Annotated in this window: 19 protein-coding genes and 1 tRNA gene; 6 read left to right on the top strand and 14 right to left on the bottom strand. The window is 69.2% G+C overall.

Annotated elements, in window-relative coordinates; all coding sequences use genetic code 11:
- Window positions 1-98: 98 nt before the first annotated feature.
- The 9 genes from PIR02_08755 to PIR02_08715 form a co-directional block, all read right to left on the bottom strand.
- Window positions 99-1,367 (bottom strand): LCP family protein, encoded by a 1,269-nt coding sequence (locus PIR02_08755; GenBank protein WZH38749.1) that lies wholly within the window; start codon window positions 1,365-1,367, stop codon window positions 99-101.
- A 171-nt stretch (window positions 1,368-1,538) separates the two neighbouring features.
- Complete coding sequence (locus tag PIR02_08750) at window positions 1,539-1,958, bottom strand: ATP-binding protein (protein ID WZH38748.1); 420 nt, start codon at window positions 1,956-1,958, stop codon at window positions 1,539-1,541.
- Entirely contained in the window at window positions 1,951-2,283 is a 333-nt protein-coding gene (locus tag PIR02_08745) for an STAS domain-containing protein (protein ID WZH38747.1), read from the bottom strand. The genes PIR02_08750 and PIR02_08745 overlap by 8 nt, the downstream gene beginning before the upstream one ends.
- On the bottom strand, window positions 2,280-3,470 hold the full coding sequence (locus PIR02_08740; protein ID WZH38746.1) for a SpoIIE family protein phosphatase: 1,191 nt from the start codon (window positions 3,468-3,470) through the stop codon (window positions 2,280-2,282). The genes PIR02_08745 and PIR02_08740 overlap by 4 nt, the downstream gene beginning before the upstream one ends.
- Window positions 3,467-5,491 carry a glycosyltransferase gene (locus PIR02_08735; GenBank protein ID WZH38745.1) on the bottom strand — a complete coding sequence of 675 codons (2,025 nt, stop codon included), beginning with the start codon at window positions 5,489-5,491 and terminating at the stop codon, window positions 3,467-3,469. The genes PIR02_08740 and PIR02_08735 overlap by 4 nt, the downstream gene beginning before the upstream one ends.
- A gap of 26 nt (window positions 5,492-5,517) precedes the next feature.
- Window positions 5,518-7,875: an OpgC domain-containing protein gene (gene opgC / locus PIR02_08730; GenBank protein WZH38977.1), complete on the bottom strand. Its 2,358-nt coding sequence runs from the start codon at window positions 7,873-7,875 to the stop codon at window positions 5,518-5,520.
- Window positions 7,876-8,343: 468 nt separating this feature from the next.
- On the bottom strand, window positions 8,344-9,090 hold the full coding sequence (locus tag PIR02_08725; GenBank protein WZH38744.1) for an alpha/beta fold hydrolase: 747 nt from the start codon (window positions 9,088-9,090) through the stop codon (window positions 8,344-8,346).
- A gap of 113 nt (window positions 9,091-9,203) precedes the next feature.
- Window positions 9,204-9,578 carry a hypothetical protein gene (locus tag PIR02_08720; GenBank protein WZH38743.1) on the bottom strand — a complete coding sequence of 125 codons (375 nt, stop codon included), beginning with the start codon at window positions 9,576-9,578 and terminating at the stop codon, window positions 9,204-9,206.
- A gap of 228 nt (window positions 9,579-9,806) precedes the next feature.
- Window positions 9,807-9,891: transfer RNA gene (locus PIR02_08715), tRNA-Ser, on the bottom strand.
- A gap of 85 nt (window positions 9,892-9,976) precedes the next feature.
- On the opposite strand from PIR02_08715, the gene PIR02_08710 reads away from it, so the two are divergent.
- The 3 genes from PIR02_08710 to PIR02_08700 all read left to right on the top strand — a co-directional run bounded on the left by PIR02_08710 (window position 9,977) and on the right by PIR02_08700 (window position 12,023).
- The gene (locus tag PIR02_08710) at window positions 9,977-11,272 is read left to right on the top strand and encodes a DUF2254 domain-containing protein (GenBank protein ID WZH38742.1); all 1,296 of its coding nucleotides are present in this window, start codon (window positions 9,977-9,979) and stop codon (window positions 11,270-11,272) included.
- 203 nt (window positions 11,273-11,475) lie between these two features.
- Complete coding sequence (locus PIR02_08705; GenBank protein WZH38741.1) at window positions 11,476-11,673, top strand: PLDc N-terminal domain-containing protein; 198 nt, start codon at window positions 11,476-11,478, stop codon at window positions 11,671-11,673.
- Between the two features lie 155 nt (window positions 11,674-11,828).
- Window positions 11,829-12,023: a PLDc N-terminal domain-containing protein gene (locus PIR02_08700; protein WZH38740.1), complete on the top strand. Its 195-nt coding sequence runs from the start codon at window positions 11,829-11,831 to the stop codon at window positions 12,021-12,023.
- 3 nt (window positions 12,024-12,026) lie between these two features.
- Here the strand turns inward: PIR02_08700 and PIR02_08695 are convergent, their stop codons facing one another.
- Both PIR02_08695 and serS read right to left on the bottom strand, forming a co-directional pair.
- The gene (locus tag PIR02_08695) at window positions 12,027-12,923 is read right to left on the bottom strand and encodes an HAD family hydrolase (GenBank protein WZH38739.1); all 897 of its coding nucleotides are present in this window, start codon (window positions 12,921-12,923) and stop codon (window positions 12,027-12,029) included.
- Complete coding sequence (serS, locus tag PIR02_08690) at window positions 12,920-14,188, bottom strand: serine--tRNA ligase (protein WZH38738.1); 1,269 nt, start codon at window positions 14,186-14,188, stop codon at window positions 12,920-12,922. The genes PIR02_08695 and serS overlap by 4 nt, the downstream gene beginning before the upstream one ends.
- A 167-nt stretch (window positions 14,189-14,355) precedes the next feature.
- Between serS and PIR02_08685 the strand changes: the two genes are divergently transcribed.
- Both PIR02_08685 and PIR02_08680 read left to right on the top strand, forming a co-directional pair.
- Window positions 14,356-15,645 carry a diacylglycerol kinase family protein gene (locus PIR02_08685; GenBank protein WZH38737.1) on the top strand — a complete coding sequence of 430 codons (1,290 nt, stop codon included), beginning with the start codon at window positions 14,356-14,358 and terminating at the stop codon, window positions 15,643-15,645.
- Window positions 15,646-15,855: 210 nt separating this feature from the next.
- On the top strand, window positions 15,856-17,226 hold the full coding sequence (locus PIR02_08680) for a deoxyribodipyrimidine photo-lyase (protein ID WZH38736.1): 1,371 nt from the start codon (window positions 15,856-15,858) through the stop codon (window positions 17,224-17,226).
- A gap of 102 nt (window positions 17,227-17,328) precedes the next feature.
- Here the strand turns inward: PIR02_08680 and PIR02_08675 are convergent, their stop codons facing one another.
- Window positions 17,329-17,751, bottom strand: coding sequence for an Asp23/Gls24 family envelope stress response protein (locus tag PIR02_08675; GenBank protein ID WZH38735.1), 423 nt, complete (start codon window positions 17,749-17,751; stop codon window positions 17,329-17,331).
- Between the two features lie 304 nt (window positions 17,752-18,055).
- Between PIR02_08675 and PIR02_08670 the strand changes: the two genes are divergently transcribed.
- Window positions 18,056-19,105 (top strand): LLM class flavin-dependent oxidoreductase, encoded by a 1,050-nt coding sequence (locus PIR02_08670; protein WZH38734.1) that lies wholly within the window; start codon window positions 18,056-18,058, stop codon window positions 19,103-19,105.
- Window positions 19,106-19,277: 172 nt separating this feature from the next.
- Here PIR02_08670 and pheA read toward each other — a convergent pair whose 3' ends face one another.
- Together pheA and PIR02_08660 are read right to left on the bottom strand one after the other, a co-directional pair.
- A complete protein-coding gene (gene pheA / locus PIR02_08665) occupies window positions 19,278-20,240 on the bottom strand; it encodes a prephenate dehydratase (protein ID WZH38733.1) in 963 nt (320 codons plus the stop codon).
- Between the two features lie 66 nt (window positions 20,241-20,306).
- Window positions 20,307-21,716, bottom strand: a complete 1,410-nt coding sequence (locus PIR02_08660) for a lipocalin-like domain-containing protein (GenBank protein WZH38732.1) — start codon at window positions 21,714-21,716, stop codon at window positions 20,307-20,309.
- Between the last annotated feature and the right edge of the window lie 74 nt (window positions 21,717-21,790).

The following is a 21,790-nucleotide window of genomic DNA, read 5'->3' as shown; positions in this document are numbered from 1 at the left end:
CGACGCCGAAGGCGCGAGCACACCGGTTCATACTACCCGGTCGTGCCCTGGCATCCGAATCCGGAATCCGCGGGGATCCGGATGCCAGGGGACCGATGTCAGCGGACGTTGCCGTTCGAGCAGGTTGCCTGCGCGGCGGTCTGACCCGCGATCTCCGACGGCAGGGTGATCGCCGACGAGGACGGGTCGGGAGTCGGCGCCGCGCTGTCGGTCGGAGCGGGGGTCGCCGTGTCGGTCGGGGCCGGCTGGGCGTTGTCGTCGACGACCACGCCGTCGCCGTCGCTCAGGTTGCCCGAGAGCTGCAGCGGCTGGTTCGCGGCGAGCGCAGCCCAGAGCGTGTCGGCGGCGTCGTAGTCGGGGACCACGCGGTTCGGGTCGGCCGCGTCGGTGAACGTCGGGTACTGGATGAAGACGATCTCGTCGAACGGAACGTCCTTCACCGCCGAGGCGATCTGCACGAGCGTCAGGGGATTGGTCAGCGACGTCGAGGGGTCGACGTTGCGCAGGGCGGTCGAGGCGAGCTTGTACAGCGTGGCGGGGTTCGACAGCACCTCCTGGCTCTTCAGCTTGTTGGCCAGGCGCGACATGTACTGCTGCTGGTTCGAGATGCGCCCCAGATCGCCGCCGTCGCCGACGCCATGCCGGGTGCGCAGGAACTGCAGCGCGTCGAGGCCCTGCACGGTGCGCATGCCCGCGGGCCAGTCGATCCCGGTGTAGGGGTCTTTGATGCCGTTGGCGATGCAGACGTCGACGCCGCCGATGGCATCCGTGATGTTGATCACGCCACCGAAGCTGACCTTCGCGGCGAAGGGGATGTCGAGCCCGCTGAGCTTCGAGATCGTCTGCACGACGCAGGAGAGACCGCCGTACGAGAAGGCGCTGTTGATCTGCTGCTTGCTCATCGCGGACGTCTCGTTGCCGTCGGCGTCGGTGCACGAGGGAATCGGCACCATGAGGTCACGCGGGAACGAGATGACGGTGACGCGACGCGGCTCGTCGGAGATGTGCACGAGCATGTTGACGTCGTTGAGGCTGCCCTCGGAGTCGTCTCCGGTGCAGCGGTCGCCGAAGAGCTGAGCGAAGTCGGGCTCGCACTCGTCGGTCCCGACGAGCAACATGTTGACGCCGCCCTTGAGCTCGCCGATGTCCGGCGGGACAGCCGGCTGCCCCTTCAGATCGACCGCGTCGGCGGTGAAGCTCGACGACAGGTCGTAGACCGCGTAGGCGCCGACCCCGACACCGGCGACGAAGACGACAGCCATCGCCACGGCGACGGCACGGAGGATCTGTCCGACGGGGGTGAGCGTCCGTAGACGTCCGTGGCGCGCGACGGTTCTCTGCCCGCGCGGGGTCGTACTCTTGCTCACTCGGGTCCTTTCGGGGACGGATGCCACCGGCCGGGCACCCCATCGCTCCTGGGCGCACGGCCTCAGGTCGGAGCCATCCTAGGGACGAACTGCTGAGAATCGCGTGAGGGTCAGGGGAATCTCATCCCGCGCCGGGAAGATCGGCGGCGAGGGAGCGGGTCGAGGCGACCGTCAGCGAGGCGACGGCGGACTCATGTGGCGGACGAGGCGCCAGATGTTGCCGCCCCGGCGTTCTATCGAGAGCTCGTCGCAGACAGCCGCCGCGATCGCGAGCCCGCGACCCGACTCGGCGAGGGCATCGGCCATGGTCGCGGCGGTGAGGTCGAGGTGCACGGGGGCCGCGGAGTCGCGCAGCACCGCGCGCAGATCCTCCCCCACCGACACCTCGACCGAGAGCACCACGCCTTCGCCACCGCGGGGCGCGTGCACCGCGATGTTCGTCGCGATCTCGATCACCGCGAGGGAGAAGAGGGAGAAGTCCTCCTCCGAGACGTGCGGGGCGTTCGCAGCGAGCTCGTCGAGCGCCTCGTGCAGTCCCTCCACGAAGGCGAGGGTCGCCACCCCCTCGCGGGAGACGGTGGTCTCAGACACCGTCGAATGCGCCTTCGGCATCGGAGTAGACGTGCAGCACCCGATCGAGGTTCGTCAGACGCAGCACCTGACGCACCTGCTCCCCCGCCGCGGCGATGCGCAGATCGCCGCCGGCGACCCGCGTCGCCTTCAAGGCTCCGATGAGAGCGCCCAGACCTGACGAGTCGATGAAGTCGACCTTCGCGAGATCCACCACCAGCCTGGTTCGCCCCCCGGCCACGAGGTCAGACACCGCGGCGCGAAGCTGCGGTGCCACTGCAGCCGTGAGCCGCCCCTCGACCCCCAGGACGACCGCGTTCGCTGAGTCACGTTGCTCGATGTTCATTCCGTTCCCTTCCGGCTCACGTCGTCGTCGCGGGCCACCACCATCACCGTCACGTCGTCGGTGGCCGTCGCCCCGCGGGCGAGGCGGGCAGCCTCGTCCAGCGCCCCGCGGAGACCACGCTCGCGCAGAACGCGCCGCACGTGCCCGAGAGGATCCGCCGGGTCCAGCACGTCCAACAGACCGTCGCTGCAGACCATGAAGATGTCGCCCGGTCCCAGTCGCGTCTGCGCCTCGGCGCGCAGATCGGCGAGCCCCATCCCCAGCGGCATCCCTGTTGAGAACAGGTGCTCCCAGGTGTCGTCCGCACGAAGCACGTACCCCAGGCTGTGGCCGGCGTCGACGAAGCGCAGGGTGCCCGTCGCCGCGTCGAGTTGGCCATGGAACGCCGTGACGAAGGTGCCGAGGTCGGCGACGTCGGCGTCGAGAAGACGATCGGCCTCGCGGATGGCATCCACGAGGTCTCGCTCCGGCAGCGTCCTCAGCGACGCGCGGAGCCCGGCCGCCAGAAGAGCTGCGCCCAGCCCCTTGCCCATGACGTCGGCCAGGGTGAAGCGCGCGCCGCCCGTGACCGGATACCAGTCGTAGAGGTCGCCCGACATCTGGCCGGCGGCGACGGTGACGGCCGCCATCTCGTAGCCGGGGAGTTCGGGCGCGCTCCGGGGGCGGAGGGTGCTCTGTACCGCGACGGCGTCGTCGAGCTCGTTCTGCCGGAGGATCTCGGACTGCACCCACCCCGCGAGCTCGCGCAGAAGACCCTCTTCGCGCTCGTCGAGCGAGCGGGGCTTCGTGTCGAGCAGGCACAGCGTCCCGATACGTTCCCCTCCGGCCGCTTGCAGCGGATGCCCCGCATAGAAGCGCAGGTGCGGATCTCCCTCGACGAACGGGTTCGCGGACCACCGCTCGTCCTCGCTCGCGTCGGGGATGACCACGGTGCGCCCCTCTCGCACCGTGTAGTCGCAGAACGCGTCCTCGCGCGGCGCCTCGCGCCCGCCCATGCCGATCTCGGATTTGCGCCACTGTCGGTCGCGGTCGAGGAGCGTCACGCTCACCATCGGCACGCCGAACATCTCCTGCGCGAGACGGGTGACGCGGTCGATGCGCTCGTCGCGGGGAGTGTCCAGGATGCCGAGCTGCTCGATCGCGCGCTGACGAGCCACGTCGTCGAAGGTGGGGGTCGGGGCGGTCATCGGGTCTCCTTTCGCGACGCTCGCCGCGCGTGCTCGGCGAGCCGTTCCGCTTCGGCGGTCGGGTCGTAGCCGGTGAAGGTCGCCGCCTGGAACAGAACGCTCAGCACCACGAGGTCGTAGATCGCCCACGCGATGTTCACCGCCGTGCCGACAGGCTCCGCCCCGTTGACGAAGAGACGGATGCAGCCCACGACGATCGCCACGACGAGCAGCACCATCACGACCAGTTGCGTCTTGATGAGGTGCCACTGCGGTCCGTTCGTGCTCGGACGGGTCTTCGGTGTCACGGCGAAGCCGAGCGGGATGCGCAGCACGACGTTCGTGAATGCCGTGGAGCACGCCTTCAGCCATACCGGGAACAGAGCCAGGCTGTATTGCTGCCCGCGCCATGTCGGTGCGCCTTTCGCCGCGACGAAGAACAGCAATTGATTGACGAGCATGAACGGGATGAATCGGATGAAGAAATCTTCGGCGAACGCGTGGACGGGGAGGATTCCGAGCACCAGGAAGATGATGGGCGCCGCGAAGTAGACCACGGCGGCGTAGCCCGACAGATAGCTCCACATCGTCGCGAAGTACATGAGCCGCTGCGGGAGCGACATCCCCCACTGCACGAGGGGGTTCTCGCGCAGCAGGACCTGCATGGTCCCCTGCGCCCACCGCAGCCGCTGCGTGAGCATGGTGCCGAGGTCTTCCGGAGCGAGGCCGTCGGCGAGGAGCTCGTGGTGGTAGACGCTCTTCCAGCCCATGCCGTGCATCCGCATCGAGGTCGCCATGTCCTCGGTCACCGAGATGGTGGCCAGTGGCATGACCGGCTGCGCCTCACCGGCACGGTCCACCCCGATCGTCCGCAGCACAGCCTGGACCGCCTCGAGCGCGTTCAGGGGCGACAGCTCCCGCGTGGCGAGGGCGGCGACCGCCTGCTCGACGTCGAACGCCTGCTCCTCCGGTGTCGACCCGGCACCGGCGGGCCCCGCCAGTGCGGCGAGCTCGCGGAGATCGTCGTCGATACCGGCGACATCGGATGCCACGATCGACTGGGTCGCGGCATCCACTCGTCGGTGCAGGCGATAGGTCACCTCGCCGAGGGGCTCGCGCGCACGCAGTCGCGCGCGGGCTTCGGCGACACCGGCGGAGACCTCGTCGAGAGCGGCGGCGACGGCGGGGTCGGCAGCAGCGGGGGCCGACCGAGCCTTCTCGATCACGCGCGACGCGCTGCGCAGAGCGCTCGCCACGGAGCGGTCGAGTTCTCGCACGTAGCCGACGATGCCGAGTTGCATGAGCGCCTCGCGGCGCAGGATCGCGTTGGAACCGCAGAAGAACGCGGCGTTCCAGCCGTCCTTGCCCTGCTGGATGGGGCCGTAGAACAGGGGCGCTTGGCTTCCGAGCGGGTCGCCCGTGGCGACGTTGCTGAACACCTGCGGGGTCTGGACGAGGGCGACGCGCGGGTCGTCGAAGTACCCGAGTGTGCGGTGAAGGATCTCGGGCCGCGGGATCATGTCGGCATCCAGGATCAGGATGAATTCGCCGGCCGTCGCCTGCAGTGCGTTGTTGATGTTGCCGGCCTTCGCGTGACGCGGCCGGTCGTCCCACTCGGACCCCCGGGAGATGTAGCCGATCCCGGCGGCCTCCGCCCGCTCGCGCATCTCCTCGCGTCCGCCGTCGTCGAGGATCCACGTGTGGTGCGGGTAGCGGATGCGTTGCGCGGCGAGCGCGGTCGTCATTACGAGGTCGACGGGTTCGTTGTAGGTGGCGATGAAGACATCGACGGCCAGCCCCTGAGGCGGTGGCGGGGGTGCCGGGCGTCCGCGCGCCTTCCACATCATCATCCCGAAGAGGCAGACGTCGATGAGGCTGTACGTCTCCGCGGCGATGAGGGGCACCGCGATCCACAACGCATCCCCGTTCAGCGAGAACAGCCAGCGCCAGGCCACGTAGTTGACCCCGAGCAGGATCGTGAGCACGACGACGATCCGCAGGACGAGCAGGCGCCCCTCGCTGATGCGGGTGTCGTCGGTCATGGCATCCCTTCTCCTCTCCCGGCGGCTCATCGCGGCACCACCGCGAAGAGGAAGCGGGTACGCACCATGACCCACAACAGCGCGAGCACGACGACGTTGGCAAGGGTGTCGACCACGAGGTCTCCTCGGTGCAGAAGAGGGATGCTGGCCACGGCGAGGGCGAAGAACACGTGCATCACGAACACGTAGAGGGTGGACTGCCCGAGAGGGATGAGGAAGCCGCCACCGACGGCGGCGATCGGCTTCCAGTACGCCGTCAGCAGCGCATAGAGCGCGACGACGAGCACGAGCACGTTCACCAGCCGCCCGGGCGCGAGGTAGGTGCGCTCGAACAGGGCCGAGTACACGGCGCGGAAGGTGTTGTCCGAGAGCAGGCCGAGGCGGGGATCGCCCGGGGCCGGAGCGTAGGGGTTGTTCCACGAGAACAGCATCAACGCGACCGCCACCGCGATGACGGCGACGAGGGCGATGCGGCCCACCCGGGTGGAGAACCACGCGAGGATCTCGCGCCGGTGGAAGCCCGCCACCATGCCGACGACGAACAGCAGCTGCCACACCAGAAGGGGGAAGGAGTCTTCGAACTGGGCGGGGAGGAGGCGGAGCCGCGTGACGTAGCCGACGACATAGAGCAGGGCGCTCACCCCGAGCACCCACGGCCACCACCGGCGCCCCAGCGCCCACAGCACGAGGGGCGAGATCAGCAGCAGCACCACATACAGGCCCATGACGTTGAACTGCCAGGGCCCCATGCGCAGGAGGAGGAAGTCGAGCACGACCTGCGGATCCACCGGGTACTGCAGCAACCGGTCGGCCCCCGCGTAGAGGTCGTACACACGACCCGTGGCTCCCGCGCCGGCGGCTCCCGTGCCCTGGTCGGTGAAGGTCGTGACGGACTGACCGTTCAGGAAGGGCAGGAGCGACAGGAAGAACACGAGCAGCACGACGACGAGGGCGGTGCGGTACAGCTTCCACGAACGCCCCGCGGTGCGGATGACGACCTCGCCGATGCCGCCCGAGACGAGCTTCGGCCGGTAGACGAGGCCGAGCACCACCCCGGACAGCAGGACGAAGAGCTCGGCGCCCGAGACGACGCCGAGGAACTCCTGCGTGCCGATCTGGAGGTAGCTGGCGAGCCCGAGGTGGTTCACCACGACGAAGACAATGGCGAGGCCGCGCAAGAGGTCGATGCGCGCGTCGCGCGATGGCGGACCGGTGTACGACAGCCGCCGGGCCCCGGCCGAGCGGCGCGCGGCGATGACGACCAGGGTCGCGACGACCGAGACGACCAAGGCGACGAGGAGCCAGCCGAGGACTCCCTCAGCCGTCGCCGACGGAGCCGTCGCGCCCGACGGCTCGCGAACCGGGCCCAGGACGAGGGCGGACGCGCGCAGATCGGTGACGAACGCCGAACGCACGGCATCCGATGACAGGGTCACCGACCACCCGATCACCGTCTCGCCCACGACGCCGCGGGTGGTGGCCGTCTCTTCCCAGATGACCGCGGCGAGGGCGGGGAACTCACCGGAGCCCACGGCCGCCTCGATCTGCTGCCACCACGCCGATTTGATGTCGAGCTCCGAGGGCCCGACGGCACTCGCGCTGTAGAACGCCGCCGTCTCCACCAGCAGCGGACGCGCGGCCGAGGCGTACGTGCCGATGAAGTCGGGAGCGCCCGAGTCGTCGGCACCGGTCAACCGCGTCACGAAGTCGCCGGGTTCGGGCACGACGTTGCGCGCCTCCACCCCGCCCGTCTCGTCGAAGTAGAGCGAGAGCCCCACCGCATCGACCGCGGCGTCGCCGGGATAGTAGGGCGCGTAGGGATCGTCGCGACCGGTGAGCAGACCGTCGCCGTCGGTGTCGAGGCCGTCTCGGGGCGGCGCGGTGTTCGTGGTGAAGGGGTAGTCGCCGCCCCAGAACGGCGACCAGACCACGGCCGCCTCGGGCATGCGCTCGTGGACGACCTCGGCGAAGGCGGCGAAAGCCGCGCGGTAGGCCTGGGGCCGCTGTCCCCACGGAACCCAGGTCGTGTTCATGTCGGGCGCGAAACTGAGGGAGAGCGGAGCTCCCGCGGGCCGCGCGATGTCTTTCAGGACCTCGACGAACTGCTCCGCGTCCGAGGAGCCGAGCGCGTCCAGAGGCACGGTGGGATTGAGCGAGACCAGGGCGACCGAGCCGGCCGCCGCCGTCTGCTCGAAGAAGCCCTGGAGGTACCCGCGCTCCGCATCCGTGAGCGGGTAGGAGACGTCGCGTTGGTAGAGGGCGCTAGGTGCCCCGAGCCGCTCGGCCTGGTCGGCGACGCTGTCACTTCCCCAGTCGAGGATGGAGCCGAAGTACGCCCCCTCCGGCGGCACCAGGTCGCCCGCCGGACCTCGATCGGATGCCATTGCCGGGACGGCACCGAGCAGGAGGACGAGGAGGGCCGTGAGGACGGCGAGAGCCGAGCGGACGCCCGATCGGGACCGGCGCAGGCGATCATGCGGCACCGCATGAGCGTTGTGTATCCGGTCCTGCACCTCGAGCCATCCCCCGTTTCCGTCGATTTCTCGGACCCTATCGAAATGCTGTGATCGGGTGACGGCGCGATACGGATTACGCAATCGCCTCGCCGCGAAACCGCATTTCGCTGAATCGAGCACGCGGGAGCGGGGGCTCTGCTGTCTTCGAGCCCGTGCGAGTTCAGGTCAGATCAAGAGGAAAAGCGGTCGCTCGCGAAGAATCGAATCAGTGCTTCCGCGAGGGGCTGCGATGCTTCCTCTGCCATGTGGTGCCCGGAGTCGATACCGAAGCCGCTGACGTCATTCGCCCACTCACGCCAGATGACGAGTGGGTCACCATAGAGGTCTTCGATGTCATCACGCAGGGGACCACAGGAGAAGCAGCGGCATCGTGAGGCGTCGGCCGACTCTCCGGTCTGTTTCCTCATCCTCGCGGTCTTTCGTCAAGCCCGCACGGTAATCCTCGAGCATCGCGCGCACCACGTTCGGGTCGCGCATCGCCGCGCGCCACTCGGCATGATTCTCGACCCCCATGACGGCCGGGTCACCCGCGTACCAGGCATCCGGGTCTGCGTTGATGACGCGTTCCGGGAGCTCCGGTTGCGCGTAGAAGAACCAGTGCCACCACCGCGTCGCGAACTGTGCGTCCGCACGTCGAAGGTGCTCACTGATCGGGACGCAATCCATCAGGACGAGCTTCTCGACACGATCGGGGTGATCCAATGCGAGCCGCAGCGCGACATAGCTGCCGCGGTCGTGACCGACCACGGCGTATCGCTCATGGTCGAGCGCGCTCATCAGCGCGGTCAGTATGCCCGCTATGGCGCGTTTCGAATGAGCACCATGGTCGGCGCTCGGTTCGGGCCCCGTGGACCGGCCATAGCCTGGCAGATCGGGGACGACGACCGAGAAGCCCGCTCCGACCAACGCGGGGGCCACGAGGTGCCAGGTCGACCCCGTGCGAGGGTGACCGTGCAGCAGCAGCACTACCGGACCCGTTCCCGCCCGTCGGACCCGCAGGGCACACCCCTGGACCAAGACAATCTCATCGGTGAAATCGCGAAACATGGCACCAGCCTGCACCGGATGCGTGACAGCGCACACAGTTCGACCGATGAGGAGGGCCGCTCTGCGCTCCCGTGGGGACGCCCTCTTACCGGGACGACATCGAAAGTCTCAGGGATGCTGGAACGGCCCGTGGGCACGCATTCCGAATGTCAGTGAGCGTGGTGCCCACTCTCACGATCCCACTCGAGCGATTTCCACTGCAGGAATGAGCACAAGTTCCCCGCGATGACGAGTTCAGCGGCGAAGCTCGTGATGTCGTGCACGGACATCCGCTGTTCCTCGGGGTGCTCCGTGAGGGTCGCCTCCCAGAACGGGTCGTCGTACCCACGCGGTTTCATGAAGATCGACGACGAAGAGTTTCGCAGCCGCAGAATCACGAGCCCGGTGTCCTCGTCCCCATCGTCTTCCTGGGGCGCAATGGTGATCCGACCCGCGATGCAGTGCTCTTCTTCCTCGAACTCACGCACCCACGCCTCCAATTGTCGGCGAGAGCGGCGGGGCGGCGAATCCTCGAGCGAGTCCATTCGCAAAGTATGGCACCGGGTCCCGATGACGGAACCCGCCCGAACGTCCGCGCGGTCGGGGTTCGAGGACGCACCATCCGGCGGAGGGTATGGAATTCTCCCCACCGCCCCTCCACACGCCAATGCGCGACGCGCGGAGCCTCCGGCGGCGTGGGCCCAACGGCGTTCGACTCCCGCTCCGCCAGCCATGACGGAAGCGGCCCCCTTCGGGAGCCGCTTCCGTCGTTGCGGAGGGTGTGGGATTCGAACCCACGGGACATTGCTGCCCACTGGTTTTCAAGACCAGGTCCATCGGCCGCTCGGACAACCCTCCCGGTCGTCCGAGTCTACCGAGGGCCTGAGCGCACCGCGCGTCCAGCCCTCATCGATCGCAAAGCGCCCTCACTACCGTCGAGAGCATGGCGAAAGCAGCGCGCGGTTCGGTGGCATCCCTCCTCCTCCGGCTCGGCCAGCAAGTATGGGTTCGCGCGGCACTCTTCACGGCCATCGCGGTGCTCGTCGCCCTGGCCGCGCGATTCCTCGGCCCGCTCCTGCCCTTCTCGCTGTCCATCGACCTCGGGCAGAACGCGGTCGGCTCGCTGCTGCAGATCATCGCGACCGCCATGCTGACCGTCAGCACGTTCTCGGTGACGGCGATGGTGACCGCGTTCTCGTCCGCCACGACGACGGCGACGCCGCGCTCGACGTCGCTGCTCATCTCCGACCCCACCTCGCAGAACGCGGTGTCGACGTTCGTGGGCGCCTTCGCGTTCTCTCTCGTCGGGATCGTCGCGCTCTCGACCGGGTACTACACCGATCAGGGGCGGACCATCCTGTTCGTGGGCACGATCGTGATCATCGCGATCGTCGTGGTGACGCTCCTGCGGTGGATCTCGCACCTCTCCACCTTCGGGCGAATGGCCGACGTGATCGATCGTGTCGAAAAGGCCGCGACCGCATCCCTCGAGTTGTTCGCCTCCTCCCCCGCCCTTGGCGCGCGTCGGACCACCGGCGTCCCCGAGGATGCCACCCCGGTGGCAGCCGACGAGGTCGGATACGTCACCCACGTCGACATCGCCGGCCTCGATCGACTCGCTCGCTCCCACGACATCGACATCCACGTGCACGCCGGCCCGGGGCGCATCGCCGATGCCCGCGTGCCGTTGGTCTTCGTTCGCGGAACGGTCGATGACCGCCTTCGCTCCGGCATCCGCCGGTGTTTCCGCGTCGAGCATCACCGCACATACGAACAGGACCCGCGGTTCGGCGTCATCGCGCTCACCGAGATCGGCAGCCGAGCGCTCTCGGCCGCGACGAACGATCCGGGAACGGCGATCGAGGTGGTCGCCGCCCTGCAGCGCGTGCTCACCCGAGCCCTGGTCACGGAACCCGCGGACGACATCGAGTACGAGCGGGTCTTCGTGACGCCGCCGACGCTGGAAGAGATCGTCGACGACGCCTTCCGACCGCTCGCCCGCGATGGAGCGGCAGACGTCGAGGTCCAGGTGCGCCTGCAGAAGTGCCTCGCGTCGCTCGCGGCCACCTCACCGGCTCATGAGCGCCTGTTTCAGGATGCCGCGCACGCGGCGTTCGACCGCAGCCGTCGCGCACTCGACCGCACCGACACCCGCGTGCTGCGCTCCGCGATGCGGGAGGCCTGGATGGGGAGAAGGCGAACCCGCCACGAGGGGTCGATTGCCCCCACAGCGGGGTGAAGTCGCCGCGCCCGCGTACGTGGCTGCTGCTCCCCCGCCTGGTGCCGACGGCCCCGTCTGGTGTGGCGGTTTCGCCGACTCACCATGTCGGCCCGCTGGAGGGACGATCCGCGCAGGCTCCCGTTCTGGCAATAGACCGGTCTCGTCACCGAGCAGTTCGACCTGGGGAGCAAGTCGTGTTCGTCACCACCTGACACACGCACGTGGTCATCTTCGTCGCGTGCGCCGTCGTCTATGCCCTGTCCATCTGGGCCGTGATCGTCACCGTCCGAGATCTGCGGACCGCCGTTCTTCTCAAGATCGCCTGGACACTGGCGCTCCTGCTCCTCCCCCCGCTCGGCCTGCTCGCCTGGACGCTGGCTCGTGTCTCGACTCGCCAACGCCGTCGGCCACCCACATGAATCGGGCCGCTTTCCTGAAGGAACGCTAAGCGCCGATTATCGGTTCGCCTCGCGCCCGCCGGCTCCGCTTGAACGGCTGCGAGAGCAGGCGTACACCGGGAGAAGACAGCCCACCGCCCTCCGCAGCGGGCCCCGTTCGACAGGGAGGGAACCCCATGCTCATCGCCTTCGCGCTCATCTACGCGGCATCCATCTGGGCGACGGTCGTCACCGTCCGCGACACGCACAGCTCCGTCGGCCTCAAGGCCGCGTGGGCCACCGCCCTGCTGCTTCTCCCGCCGTTCGGGCTGCTCGCCTGGACGCTCGCGAACGTCGCGAGCCACCGCGCGGCTCACGCTGCCCACCTGTAGGAGCTACAGCGCGCGCAGCACCGCGGCGACGCCACCCTCGGTCACCGAGAGGCCGACCTCGCCCGCGGCCGCGTGGACCTCGGGCGGACCCTGGTGCATCGCAATCGCACGACCGCCGTTGCGGACGGCCCACTGCATCATCTCGATGTCGTTGCGACCGTCGCCCATCACGAGGACGCGCTCCGGCGGGATGCCGAGCCATCCGCGCACGAGTTCGAGCGCGGTCGACTTGTCGACGCCCTGCGGGGCGATGTCGAGCCAGGCCGTCCAGCCGATCGCGTACGAGACCTGGCTCAGACCGATGCGCTCGACGAGCTGCAGGAAGTCTTTGTCGGTCTTCTCGGGCGCGACCACGACCACGCGGCACACCGGCTGGTCCGACAGCTGGTCGAAGCTCACGCGGTTGGCACCCTTGAGGTTCCAGTCGTCGAGGTAGTCGGTGAACAGACGCGAGCCGTCGGGAAGCTCGACGAGGAAGTGCGCCCCCGAGAGGTGTTCACCGAGAAGGGTCAGCACCTCGGTCGGGTCGAACGTCTCGACGTGCGCGCGCTCGTAGTCCGCGGCATCCGGGTGTCCGATCCGGCGCATGACGATCGCGCCGTTCGAGCACACCGCGTACTCGGGACGGATGCCGAGGCGCTCCATGATCGGGTGCGTGCTGTCCCAGCTGCGCCCGGTGGCGAGCATCACCTCGTGGCCCGCGGCGTGGGCCCCCGCGACGGCCTCGACGACGCCGGGGCTCAGGGTGTCGTCTTCGAGGAGAACAGTGCCGTCGATGTCGAGCGCGATGAGCATGCGCTCGACGGGGGCGTCGGCGAGATCGGCGACGACATCGGCCGCCTCCTGCTTTGGCGCGCTCTCGACGGCACCGGTAGCGGGCAGAGCGGCCTCGTCGTTCACGCGATCGGCTCCATGACCTCGAGTCCGCCGAGGTAGGGCCGCAGCACCTCGGGGACCGTCACCGAGCCGTCCGCGCGCTGGTGCGTCTCGAGCAGGGCGACGATCCAGCGCGTCGTCGCCAGGGTGCCGTTCAGGGTCGCGACCGGCTGCGTCTTGCCGCCACCCTCGGGACGGAACCGCGTCTCGAGGCGGCGCGCCTGGTAGGTCGTGCAGTTCGAGGTGCTCGTGAGCTCTCGGTACGCGCCCTGCGTGGGAACCCACGCCTCGATGTCGAACTTGCGCGCGGCGCTCGAGCCCAGGTCGCCCGCCGCGACGTCGATGACGCGGTACGAGAGGCCGAGGTCTTGCAGCATCCCCTCCTGCATCGCGACGAGGCGGTCGTGCTCGGCCTCGGCGTCAGCGGGGTCGGTGTAGACGAACATCTCGAGCTTGTTGAACTGGTGCACGCGGATGATGCCGCGGGTGTCTTTGCCGTACGACCCGGCCTCGCTGCGATAGCACGTCGACCAGCCGGCGTAGCGCTTGGCGCCGCGCTCGAGGTCGAGGATCTCGTCCATGTGGTACCCGGCGAGGGGCACCTCGCTCGTACCGACGAGGTAGAGGTCCTCCTTGGGCAGGTGGTAGACCTCGTCGGCGTGCTGACCGAGGAATCCGGTGCCGCGCATGACCTCGGGACGCACGAGCGTCGGCGGAATCATCGGCGTGAACCCGGCCTGCAGCGCCCGGTCGAGAGCGAGGGTCATGAGCGCGAGCTCGAGGCGCGCGCCGATCCCGGTGAGGAAGTAGAAGCGACTGCCCGACACCTTCGTGCCGCGCTCCATGTCGATCGCGCCGAGCTTCTCGCCGATCTCGAGGTGGTCGCGCGGCTCGAAGTCGTAGGTCGGGATCTCGCCGTGGGTACGGAGGGTGATGAAATTCTCTTCGCCACCGGCGGGGACGCCCTCGAGCACGATGTTCTCGATCTTGGCCAGAGCCGCCTCCGCGGCCTCCTCCGCCGCGTTCGCGGCCTGCTGCGCAGCCTTGACCTGCTCGCTCAGCTCTTTGGCCTCGGCCACGAGCGCAGCCTTCTCGTCTTTCGGTGCCTGCGCGACGCGCTTACCATGCGCGTTCTGCGCGGCCCGCAGCTCTTCGAACGCGGTGATGGCGGCGCGGCGGTCGCGGTCGGCGGTGAGGGCTTCATCCACCGAATCCGGCGACTCCCCGCGGGCGATCTGGGAGCGCTTCACGAGCTCGGGATCATCACGCAGCAGAGTCAGGTCGATCACGCGTCCATCCTACGGTCGGCTCCGACCCGTGTTCGGCCTCCGATCGACCGACGCCGAGCCGCGGAACGCCGCCGCGGTCCGCGCGGCACATGCGTGTTCGGCATCCGGTCGTCAAGCCCATGCGGTTCGCCCGTTCTCGCGCGGATCGCGGTCCTATGGTTGATCCCATGGCCGCCCCTGACGAGCCGCGTGACGACGCGGACTCCCCCGAGAACGTCCCCGCCGACGCGCCCGATGAGGTGAAGGCGGATGCCGCCGCAGCCGAGGGCTCGGGAGAGGACTTCCACGCCGCGCGTCTCGGCGACGACGTGAGCGATCACCCCCGTAAGGACGTCCCGGATCCCAAGGATGCCTCGGAGCCCGACGACACCATCCACCAGCCGGAAGACATCGCCCCCGACTCGTCGGCGGAGGTGCCCGGCAAGACGCAACGCGTCGACGCGGACGGCGACGAGGCGCCCATCGACGCCGAGCCGACGCAGAAGAAGCGCGCCGCGCTCATCTACAACCCCACCAAGGTCGAGCCGGAGGTGCTGCGCGCGCGCGTGGCCGAGCTCTCGGCCGAGGCCGGCTGGGCAGAGCCCCTCTTCTACGAGACGACCGTCGACGACCTCGGCGACGACGCGACGCGAGCCGCGCTCGACGAGAAGGTGGATGCCGTGCTCGTGGCGGGCGGAGACGGCACCGTACGCGCGGTGGCCGAGGCTCTCACCTCCACGGGGGTCCCCCTCACGATCGTGCCCAGCGGCACGGGCAACCTCCTCGCGCGCAATCTCAACCTGCCCCTCAACGACACCGACGCGATGATCCGCTCGACCTTCGACGGCGACATCCATTCGATCGACACCGGGCTGGCCCGCATCCGTCGTGCCGACGGCGAGGTCGAGGAGCACGGATTCTCCGTCATGGCCGGTATCGGCCTGGACGCGGCGATGATCCAGAACACGCGTGACGACCTGAAGAAGCAGGTCGGGTGGGTCGCGTACGTCGACGGCGCGGCACGGTCTCTCGTCTCGGCCAAGCCCTTCCGCGTCATGTACCAGCTGAACGGGCACCGCCTGCACTCGGCGAAGGTGCAGAGCGTGCTCTTCGCCAACTGCGGCGCCCTGCAGGGCGGCGTGGCGCTCATCCCCGATGCCTCGATCGCCGACGGTCGCCTCGACGTGGCGGTGCTTCAGCCGACGGGGGTGCTGGGCTGGCTGGGCGTGTGGCGGAGCATCGTGTGGGACAACTCGGTGCTGCGCAAGTTCCGCGCCGGCCGACGCGTGCTCGAACGCCGCAAGGACACCTCGGTGCGCTACCTGCGGGGCACGGGCATCGAGCTCGCGACCGCTCCCGCGCAGCCGATCGAACTCGACGGCGACGAGTTCGGCGAGGCGACGCGCATCTACACGCGCATCGTCGAGGGTGGCCTCACCGTCGCGCTGCCGAAGGGCCACGACGTCTCGAAGCTCTGACGACCCGAGCGGTGTGACAGTACGCCGACGACGCATTCGTTCGGCGAGAACGCACTCGTTCGGCCGCGAACGGATACGTCCTCGCCGAACGCATGCGGTCTCGCGCGTCAAAAGCCACGGGCGGCGCGGTGCGGGCACGGCGCGGGATCGGCGCCGCGCGACGGGTGTCAAGCCCGGAGGGCGGGATGCCGCGATGGATAGCGTCGAGGAATGGCTTCGCCCTCGATCGTGTGGTTCCGTGACGACCTGCGCCTGACCGATAACCCCGCCCTCCGTGCGGCGCTCGACCGCGACGAGCCGATCGTGGCGCTGTACCTGCTGGACGAGGAGTCGGACGGCGTCCGCCTGATCGGCGGGGCGGCGCGGTGGTGGTTGCACGGATCGCTGGCATCCCTCGGCGAGCGCCTCGAGGAACGCGGCGGCGCACTCGTGCTTCGTCGGGGCCGCGCGGCGGAGGTCGTCCCCGCGATGGTCGACGAGGTCGGCGCCGGTGCCGTGTTCTGGAACCGGCGATACGGCGGGGTGGAACGCGAGATCGACGCAGGCATCAAGGAGAAGCTGCGCGAGGACGGGGTGACCGTCGCGTCGTTCGCGGCAAACCTCCTCTACGAACCGTGGACCGTGCGCACGCAGGCCGACAAGCCCTACGGCGTGTACAGCCCGTTCGCTCGCGCGGTGCAGAAGCTTCCCGCGCCGCGACCGCCGATGCCGGAGGCGCGCAAGGTTCCGGGGTTCGATGGGCGCCTCGACGGTGACGATCTCGACTCCTGGGACCTGCTGCCGACGAAGCCCGACTGGGCCGGCGGCCTGCGCGAGACGTGGGAGCCGGGCGAACCGGCGGCGAAGAAGCGGCTCACGGAGTTCCTCGACGACGACCTCGGCGACTACTCGCGCTACCGCGACGAGTTCGCCGGCGGTGCGACCTCGAACCTGTCACCGCGCCTGCGGTGGGGCGAGCTCAGCCCGTACCAGGTGTGGCACGACACGATCGCGCACCGGGGATCGGGCGAGCATGCGAAGAGCGCGACCGGCTTCCTCTCCGAGCTCGTGTGGCGCGAGTTCGCGTGGCACGTGACCTACCACTCCCCCGACATCGCGACGGTGAACTGGCGCCGCACCTTCGACGCGTTCCCCTGGCCGAAGCTGAACCGGGCGGACCTCGAGACCTGGCAGCGGGGTGAGACGGGGGTCGCCGTGGTCGACGCGGGCATGCATCAGCTCTGGCGCACGGGCGTGATGCACAATCGCGTGCGGATGGTCACGGCATCCTTCCTCATCAAGAACCTGCTCATCGACTGGCGTCACGGGGAACAGTGGTTCTGGGACTGCCTGGTGGACGCGGATGCCGCGAGCAACCCGTTCAACTGGCAGTGGGTCGCGGGATCCGGCGCGGACGCCGCCCCGTACTTCCGCGTCTTCAACCCCGAGACGCAACGCAAGAAGTTCGACCGGCACGACGAGTACGTGCGCACCTGGGCGCCGGAGCACCTCGGTGAGAACCCGCCGGAACCGATGGTCGATCTGGGCGAGACGCGGCGTCGCGCCCTCGACGCGTACGCGCACGTGCGGCACGGCGACTGAGGCGAGGCCTACCCGGCCTTCTGCTCCCCCCAGGCATCTCGGTACGCCGCCCGGCGCACGGAAGGGGCGCCACCTTCCGGTGACGCCCCTTCACGATGGATGTCAACTGACGCGAGCGTCTTCGACCTCGTCCTCGTCGTCCTCGCCCGGGATGTAGACGTCGACGACGGTCACGTTGATCTCGGCGACCTTCATGCCGACGAGCTCGGTGATGGCCTGGTGCACCGCGGCGCGGACGTTCGAGGCCACGCGCTGCAGCTGCTCGGGGTAGTCGACCTGAATGGCGATGTCGGCGGCGACCTCGGTCTCGCCCACCTCGACGCTCACGCCCTGGGCGTAGTCCTTCGCGCCCACGGCCTGGCGGATGTTGCCGATCACGCGCGCCGCGCCGCCGCCGAGGGCGTGCACGCCGGGAACCTCCGCTGCGGCGATGCCGGCCACCTTGGCGACGACGGCGTCGACGATGACGGTCGAGCCGCCGTCCTTCGTGGCGGTGGTGGGGGTGGCGGTGGTGGGGGTAGCCATTGTTCGCTTTCCTTCCGTCGTCTCCGGGACCGTGTGTCCCGCGATGTCAGAGGTGAGACGTGGCGGGGAGGGGATTCGTCACGGAAGTTTGCTGAGAGAAAGCTGAGGACGGATGCCGGGCTCGGGCGTCGAAGAAGCCCCGAACGGGTCGCCGGAGTCACCGTCCGCACCATCGTCTCCCCGTCCGCATCCCCCGCGTCCGTCTGGTCGCCGCTCATGCGGCGGAGGCGAGGAGTGCTCTCCGCGACGGCCGGGGCTCACCCCCCAGCGGAATAGTGGTCGGCGCCGCGCGGTTGCTTTCGTCGTGACCCCCTCGCTCTCCGTCCTCGACCTCGTCCCCGTCCGCACCGGGCAGACCAGCGCCCAGGCCGTGGCCGCCGCGCTCGACCTCGTGGAGCGCGCTGACCGCCTCGGCTATCAGCGGTACTGGTTCGCCGAGCACCACAACATGCCCGCCGTCGCGTCGACGACTCCCCCCGTCCTGATCGCCGCAGCCGCCGCCCGCACCTCGCGCATCCGCGTGGGCTCGGGCGGTGTGATGCTGCCGAACCACTCACCGCTGATCGTCGCCGAGCAGTTCGCGGCCCTGGAAGCGATCGCTCCGAACCGCATCGACCTGGGCATCGGTCGCGCGCCCGGCAGCGATCCGGTCATCACCCAGCTGCTGAACAGGTCCGGGACCACGAGTGACGTCTCGCGGTTCCCCGATCACGTGACCGACATCATGGCGCTCACCTCCCCCGAGGGGGCCACGGTGCGTTTCACGTCGGGCACCGAGTATCAGGTGAAAGCGACGCCCTCGGCATCCGGGATGCCACAGGTCTGGCTGCTCGGCTCGAGCGACTACTCGGCGCAACTGGCCGCCGGCTTCGGTCTGCCCTACGTCTTCGCGAACCACTTCTCGGGCGAGGGGCTCGACCACGCGCTGCGGCTCTACCGCGATCAGTTCGTGCCGAACGAGTCGGGCGAGGGTCCGCGCACCTTCGTCACCGCGAACGTGGTCGCCGCGCCCACCGCCGAAGAGGCGGAGGAGCGTGCCCTGCCGCAACTGCGGATGATGGCGCGTCTGCGCACGAACCGCCCGTTGGTGCCGCTCGAGACGGTCGAGCAGGCGAAAGCCGATCCGTTCGACGCGATGGCGGAGTCGATCATGGCGTCGACGCGTCAGAAGTGGTTCGTCGGGACCGGATCCGAGGTGCAGGGACAGCTCGCCGCTTTCGCCGCGCAGCACGGCGTCGACGAGATCATGGTGTCTCCCGTGGCGGGGGCCTACGAGGGCGAATCCCTCGACACGGCCGCGGGGCGCGCGCAGACGCTCGAGCTGATCGCGGCACCGGCGGCCGTCGCGGCCTGAGCTATCGGTTCCGCGGCGCGGTGGTCGGGCGGCCCGCGGCGGACCGTCACGCGGAGTGCTGGGCCGGCACGCCGGGCCACGGCATCCCGAACCGGCGTGTCGCACACGAACTCCGCAGGACGGTGCGGGTCGAGCCTCTCGACGGCCTGGGGCCCCCGGGCCGCCAGGGCGGTCAGGCCTCGGGCTCGCCGCTCAGCAGGCCCCGCAGCCAATCGCGGGCCTCGACGAACACGTCGTCGCTGTAGCGCTGCGGGTAGCGCACGATCGCGCGGTCGGCGCGGGCGTACGAGCCGAGGAAGATGACCTTCGGGCTGAACCGGCGAAGGCCCAGGAGCGCGTCGGCCATCCGCTCGTCCTGCACATGGCCGTCGGCGTCGATCACGAAGCGGTAGCGGCCGAGGGCGTCACCGATGGGACGGGATGCCAACAGGCTCAGGTTGATGCCGCGGGTGGCGAACTGCTCGAGAAGTTCGAGAAGGGCGCCGGGGTGGTCCTCGGGCAGCTCGACGATGAGCGAGGTCTTGTCGGCACCGGTGGGCGGAGCCGGAGCGACCGTGCGACTGACCAGCACGAAGCGGGTCACCGCATTGGGATTGTCGCCGATGTTCTCGGCCAGCACCGTGAGGTCGTGGTGGGCGACGATCCCGGGTGCCGCGATCGCGGCATCCGCGGCACTCGTCCCGTCGAGGACCCCGAGGGCACTGGCGACGTTGCTCTCCGCGGGCAGATGCGCGTGCGCGGGCACGTTGCGGCTCAGCCAGCCGAGGCACTGCCCGTAGGCGACGGGGTGAGCGGCGATGAGGGAGACGTCGGCGAGGGTCGCGCCGGGGCGGCCGACGAGCACGAAGTTCACCGGAACGAGGTACTCGCCGACGATGCGCAGGCCCGGCACGGTGGCCAGCGCGTCCTGCGCCGTGGAGACGCCGCCGTCGACCGAGTTCTCGATCGCGATCATCGCGGCATCCGATCGCCCCTCGACGACATCGGCGAGCGCTTCACCGACGTTGCGGACGGGACGCCAGATCTGGTCGCGCGCCTCGGGGACCTGAGCGAGCGCGGCTTCGGTGAAGGTACCGGCGGGACCGAGATAGCTGTAGGTACGGCGGGCGAGGGGGTGGTCTGTGTCGGGCAGCACCGGCTCAGCCTAGTGCGCCGGGCCTCGGCCGCCACTCGGCGACCGCTCCCCCCGTGACGGGAGGACTCAGTAGGCCTGTTCGATCCAGGCGTCTCCCGCGACGTCGTCTCCGAGGAACGTGCCCGTCGGTTCGGCCGTGCCCTCGTAGATCGGCGCCCCGCTCGCCGAGAACTCCTGATCCTGAAGGCGCGTCGTCACCAGGATGTCGGCGTCGAACGACGGGATCTCCACCCGGAACTGCTGCGCGTAGCTGTTGCCCGTCGAGGGGCTCGTCCACAACTCGCCGACCGGAGTGATCGTGCTCGCGACGTAGAAGGTGTCGCCGGACGGCTCTTGAATCGTGGCGAACGCGTCGACCGAGACCCCGATCTCGGGCGTGTAGCCCTCCCCGATCATGCCGGCGGTCGACAGGGTGTAGCCGTTGTCGAGCTGGATGTCTTGCAGCAACCAGCGCACGCGGGTGTCCGCCGAGTTGCCGCCGAAGAACCCGTACTCGTGATCCATCCAGGTCGTGCCGGTCACCGAGAAGGTCTCGCCGCCGAAGGTGATGGTGCCGGATGCCTTCAGCCGGGTGAGGGAGAAGTAGTAGTTGTCCTTCTCCAGACTCTGGGTCGTCGCGCTGGGTTCCACTCCCGTGCCGAAGACGAACATCGGTCGCCCCTGCTGCGACAGCGTGAGGTCGAACTCGACCTCGTCCAGCGTCTTGGCATCCTGCAGGACGGCCGTGACCGAGATGTCGCGCGTCGGGTCGGCCTGCGGCGCCGTCATGACCACCGAGTGGCGTACGGCCACGGCCGTGGCCCCCGAGCCGCCGCCGCCGACGAGGGTCACGGCCGGAGTGGTCGTGTACCCCGAGCCCGGCTTGAGCAGGATGAGCTGCGTCACCCCGCCCTTGTCGTCGAGGATCGCGATCGCAGACGCCCCGGTGCCGTCGCCCTCGATGTGGACCGAGGGCGCCTCGGTGTAGCCGGATCCGGTGTCGGTGACGCTGAACCCGCCGACGAGCCATCTCGGATCGCCGAGTCCCGCGTACCAGGGCTGGGAAGGATCGCCCTCGGCCCAGGTGTCGACGTCGAAGAACCCGAACGGCTTGGGGCCGTAGACCTGCGTGCGTTCGTAGTGGCGCCCGCCCTCCACGTCGCTGAGCGAGATCTGCGACATCGCGAAGTGCGAGCCGTTGAACGAGGCGGCGTTGATGTCGAACCCGAACACGCGATCGCCCGCGCGGAGAGTGCCGATGTGCCACCACCACTCGGTCGGTGCTCCCGCGTGCCGGTACATGTCCTTCGGCAGGCTGAGGACGACGTTCTCCTCGGGGACGGGTGCCGGTTTGGTCGTCCCCGTCCAGAGCGGATTCTCGGGAACCGGGACCGACGGTGCCGGCACGCCACTCGGCGTGCGTCTTACGAGTGCCGCGATCCCCGCCACGACGAGGCCGAAGCCGGCGATACGGGCCACCCACGATTTACGCGTCATGGTCGGAGTGTAGTGACGGCAGGTGACGCGTTTGGGTGAGGGTTCTTCATCGTCCCGTGGCCGGTCGAGGTGGC

The organism is Microbacterium enclense (assembly GCA_038182865.1).
In the GTDB taxonomy this organism is placed as follows: Bacteria; Actinomycetota; Actinomycetes; order Actinomycetales; family Microbacteriaceae; genus Microbacterium; species Microbacterium enclense_B.
This window is presented reverse-complemented; position numbering and strand designations above follow the sequence as displayed.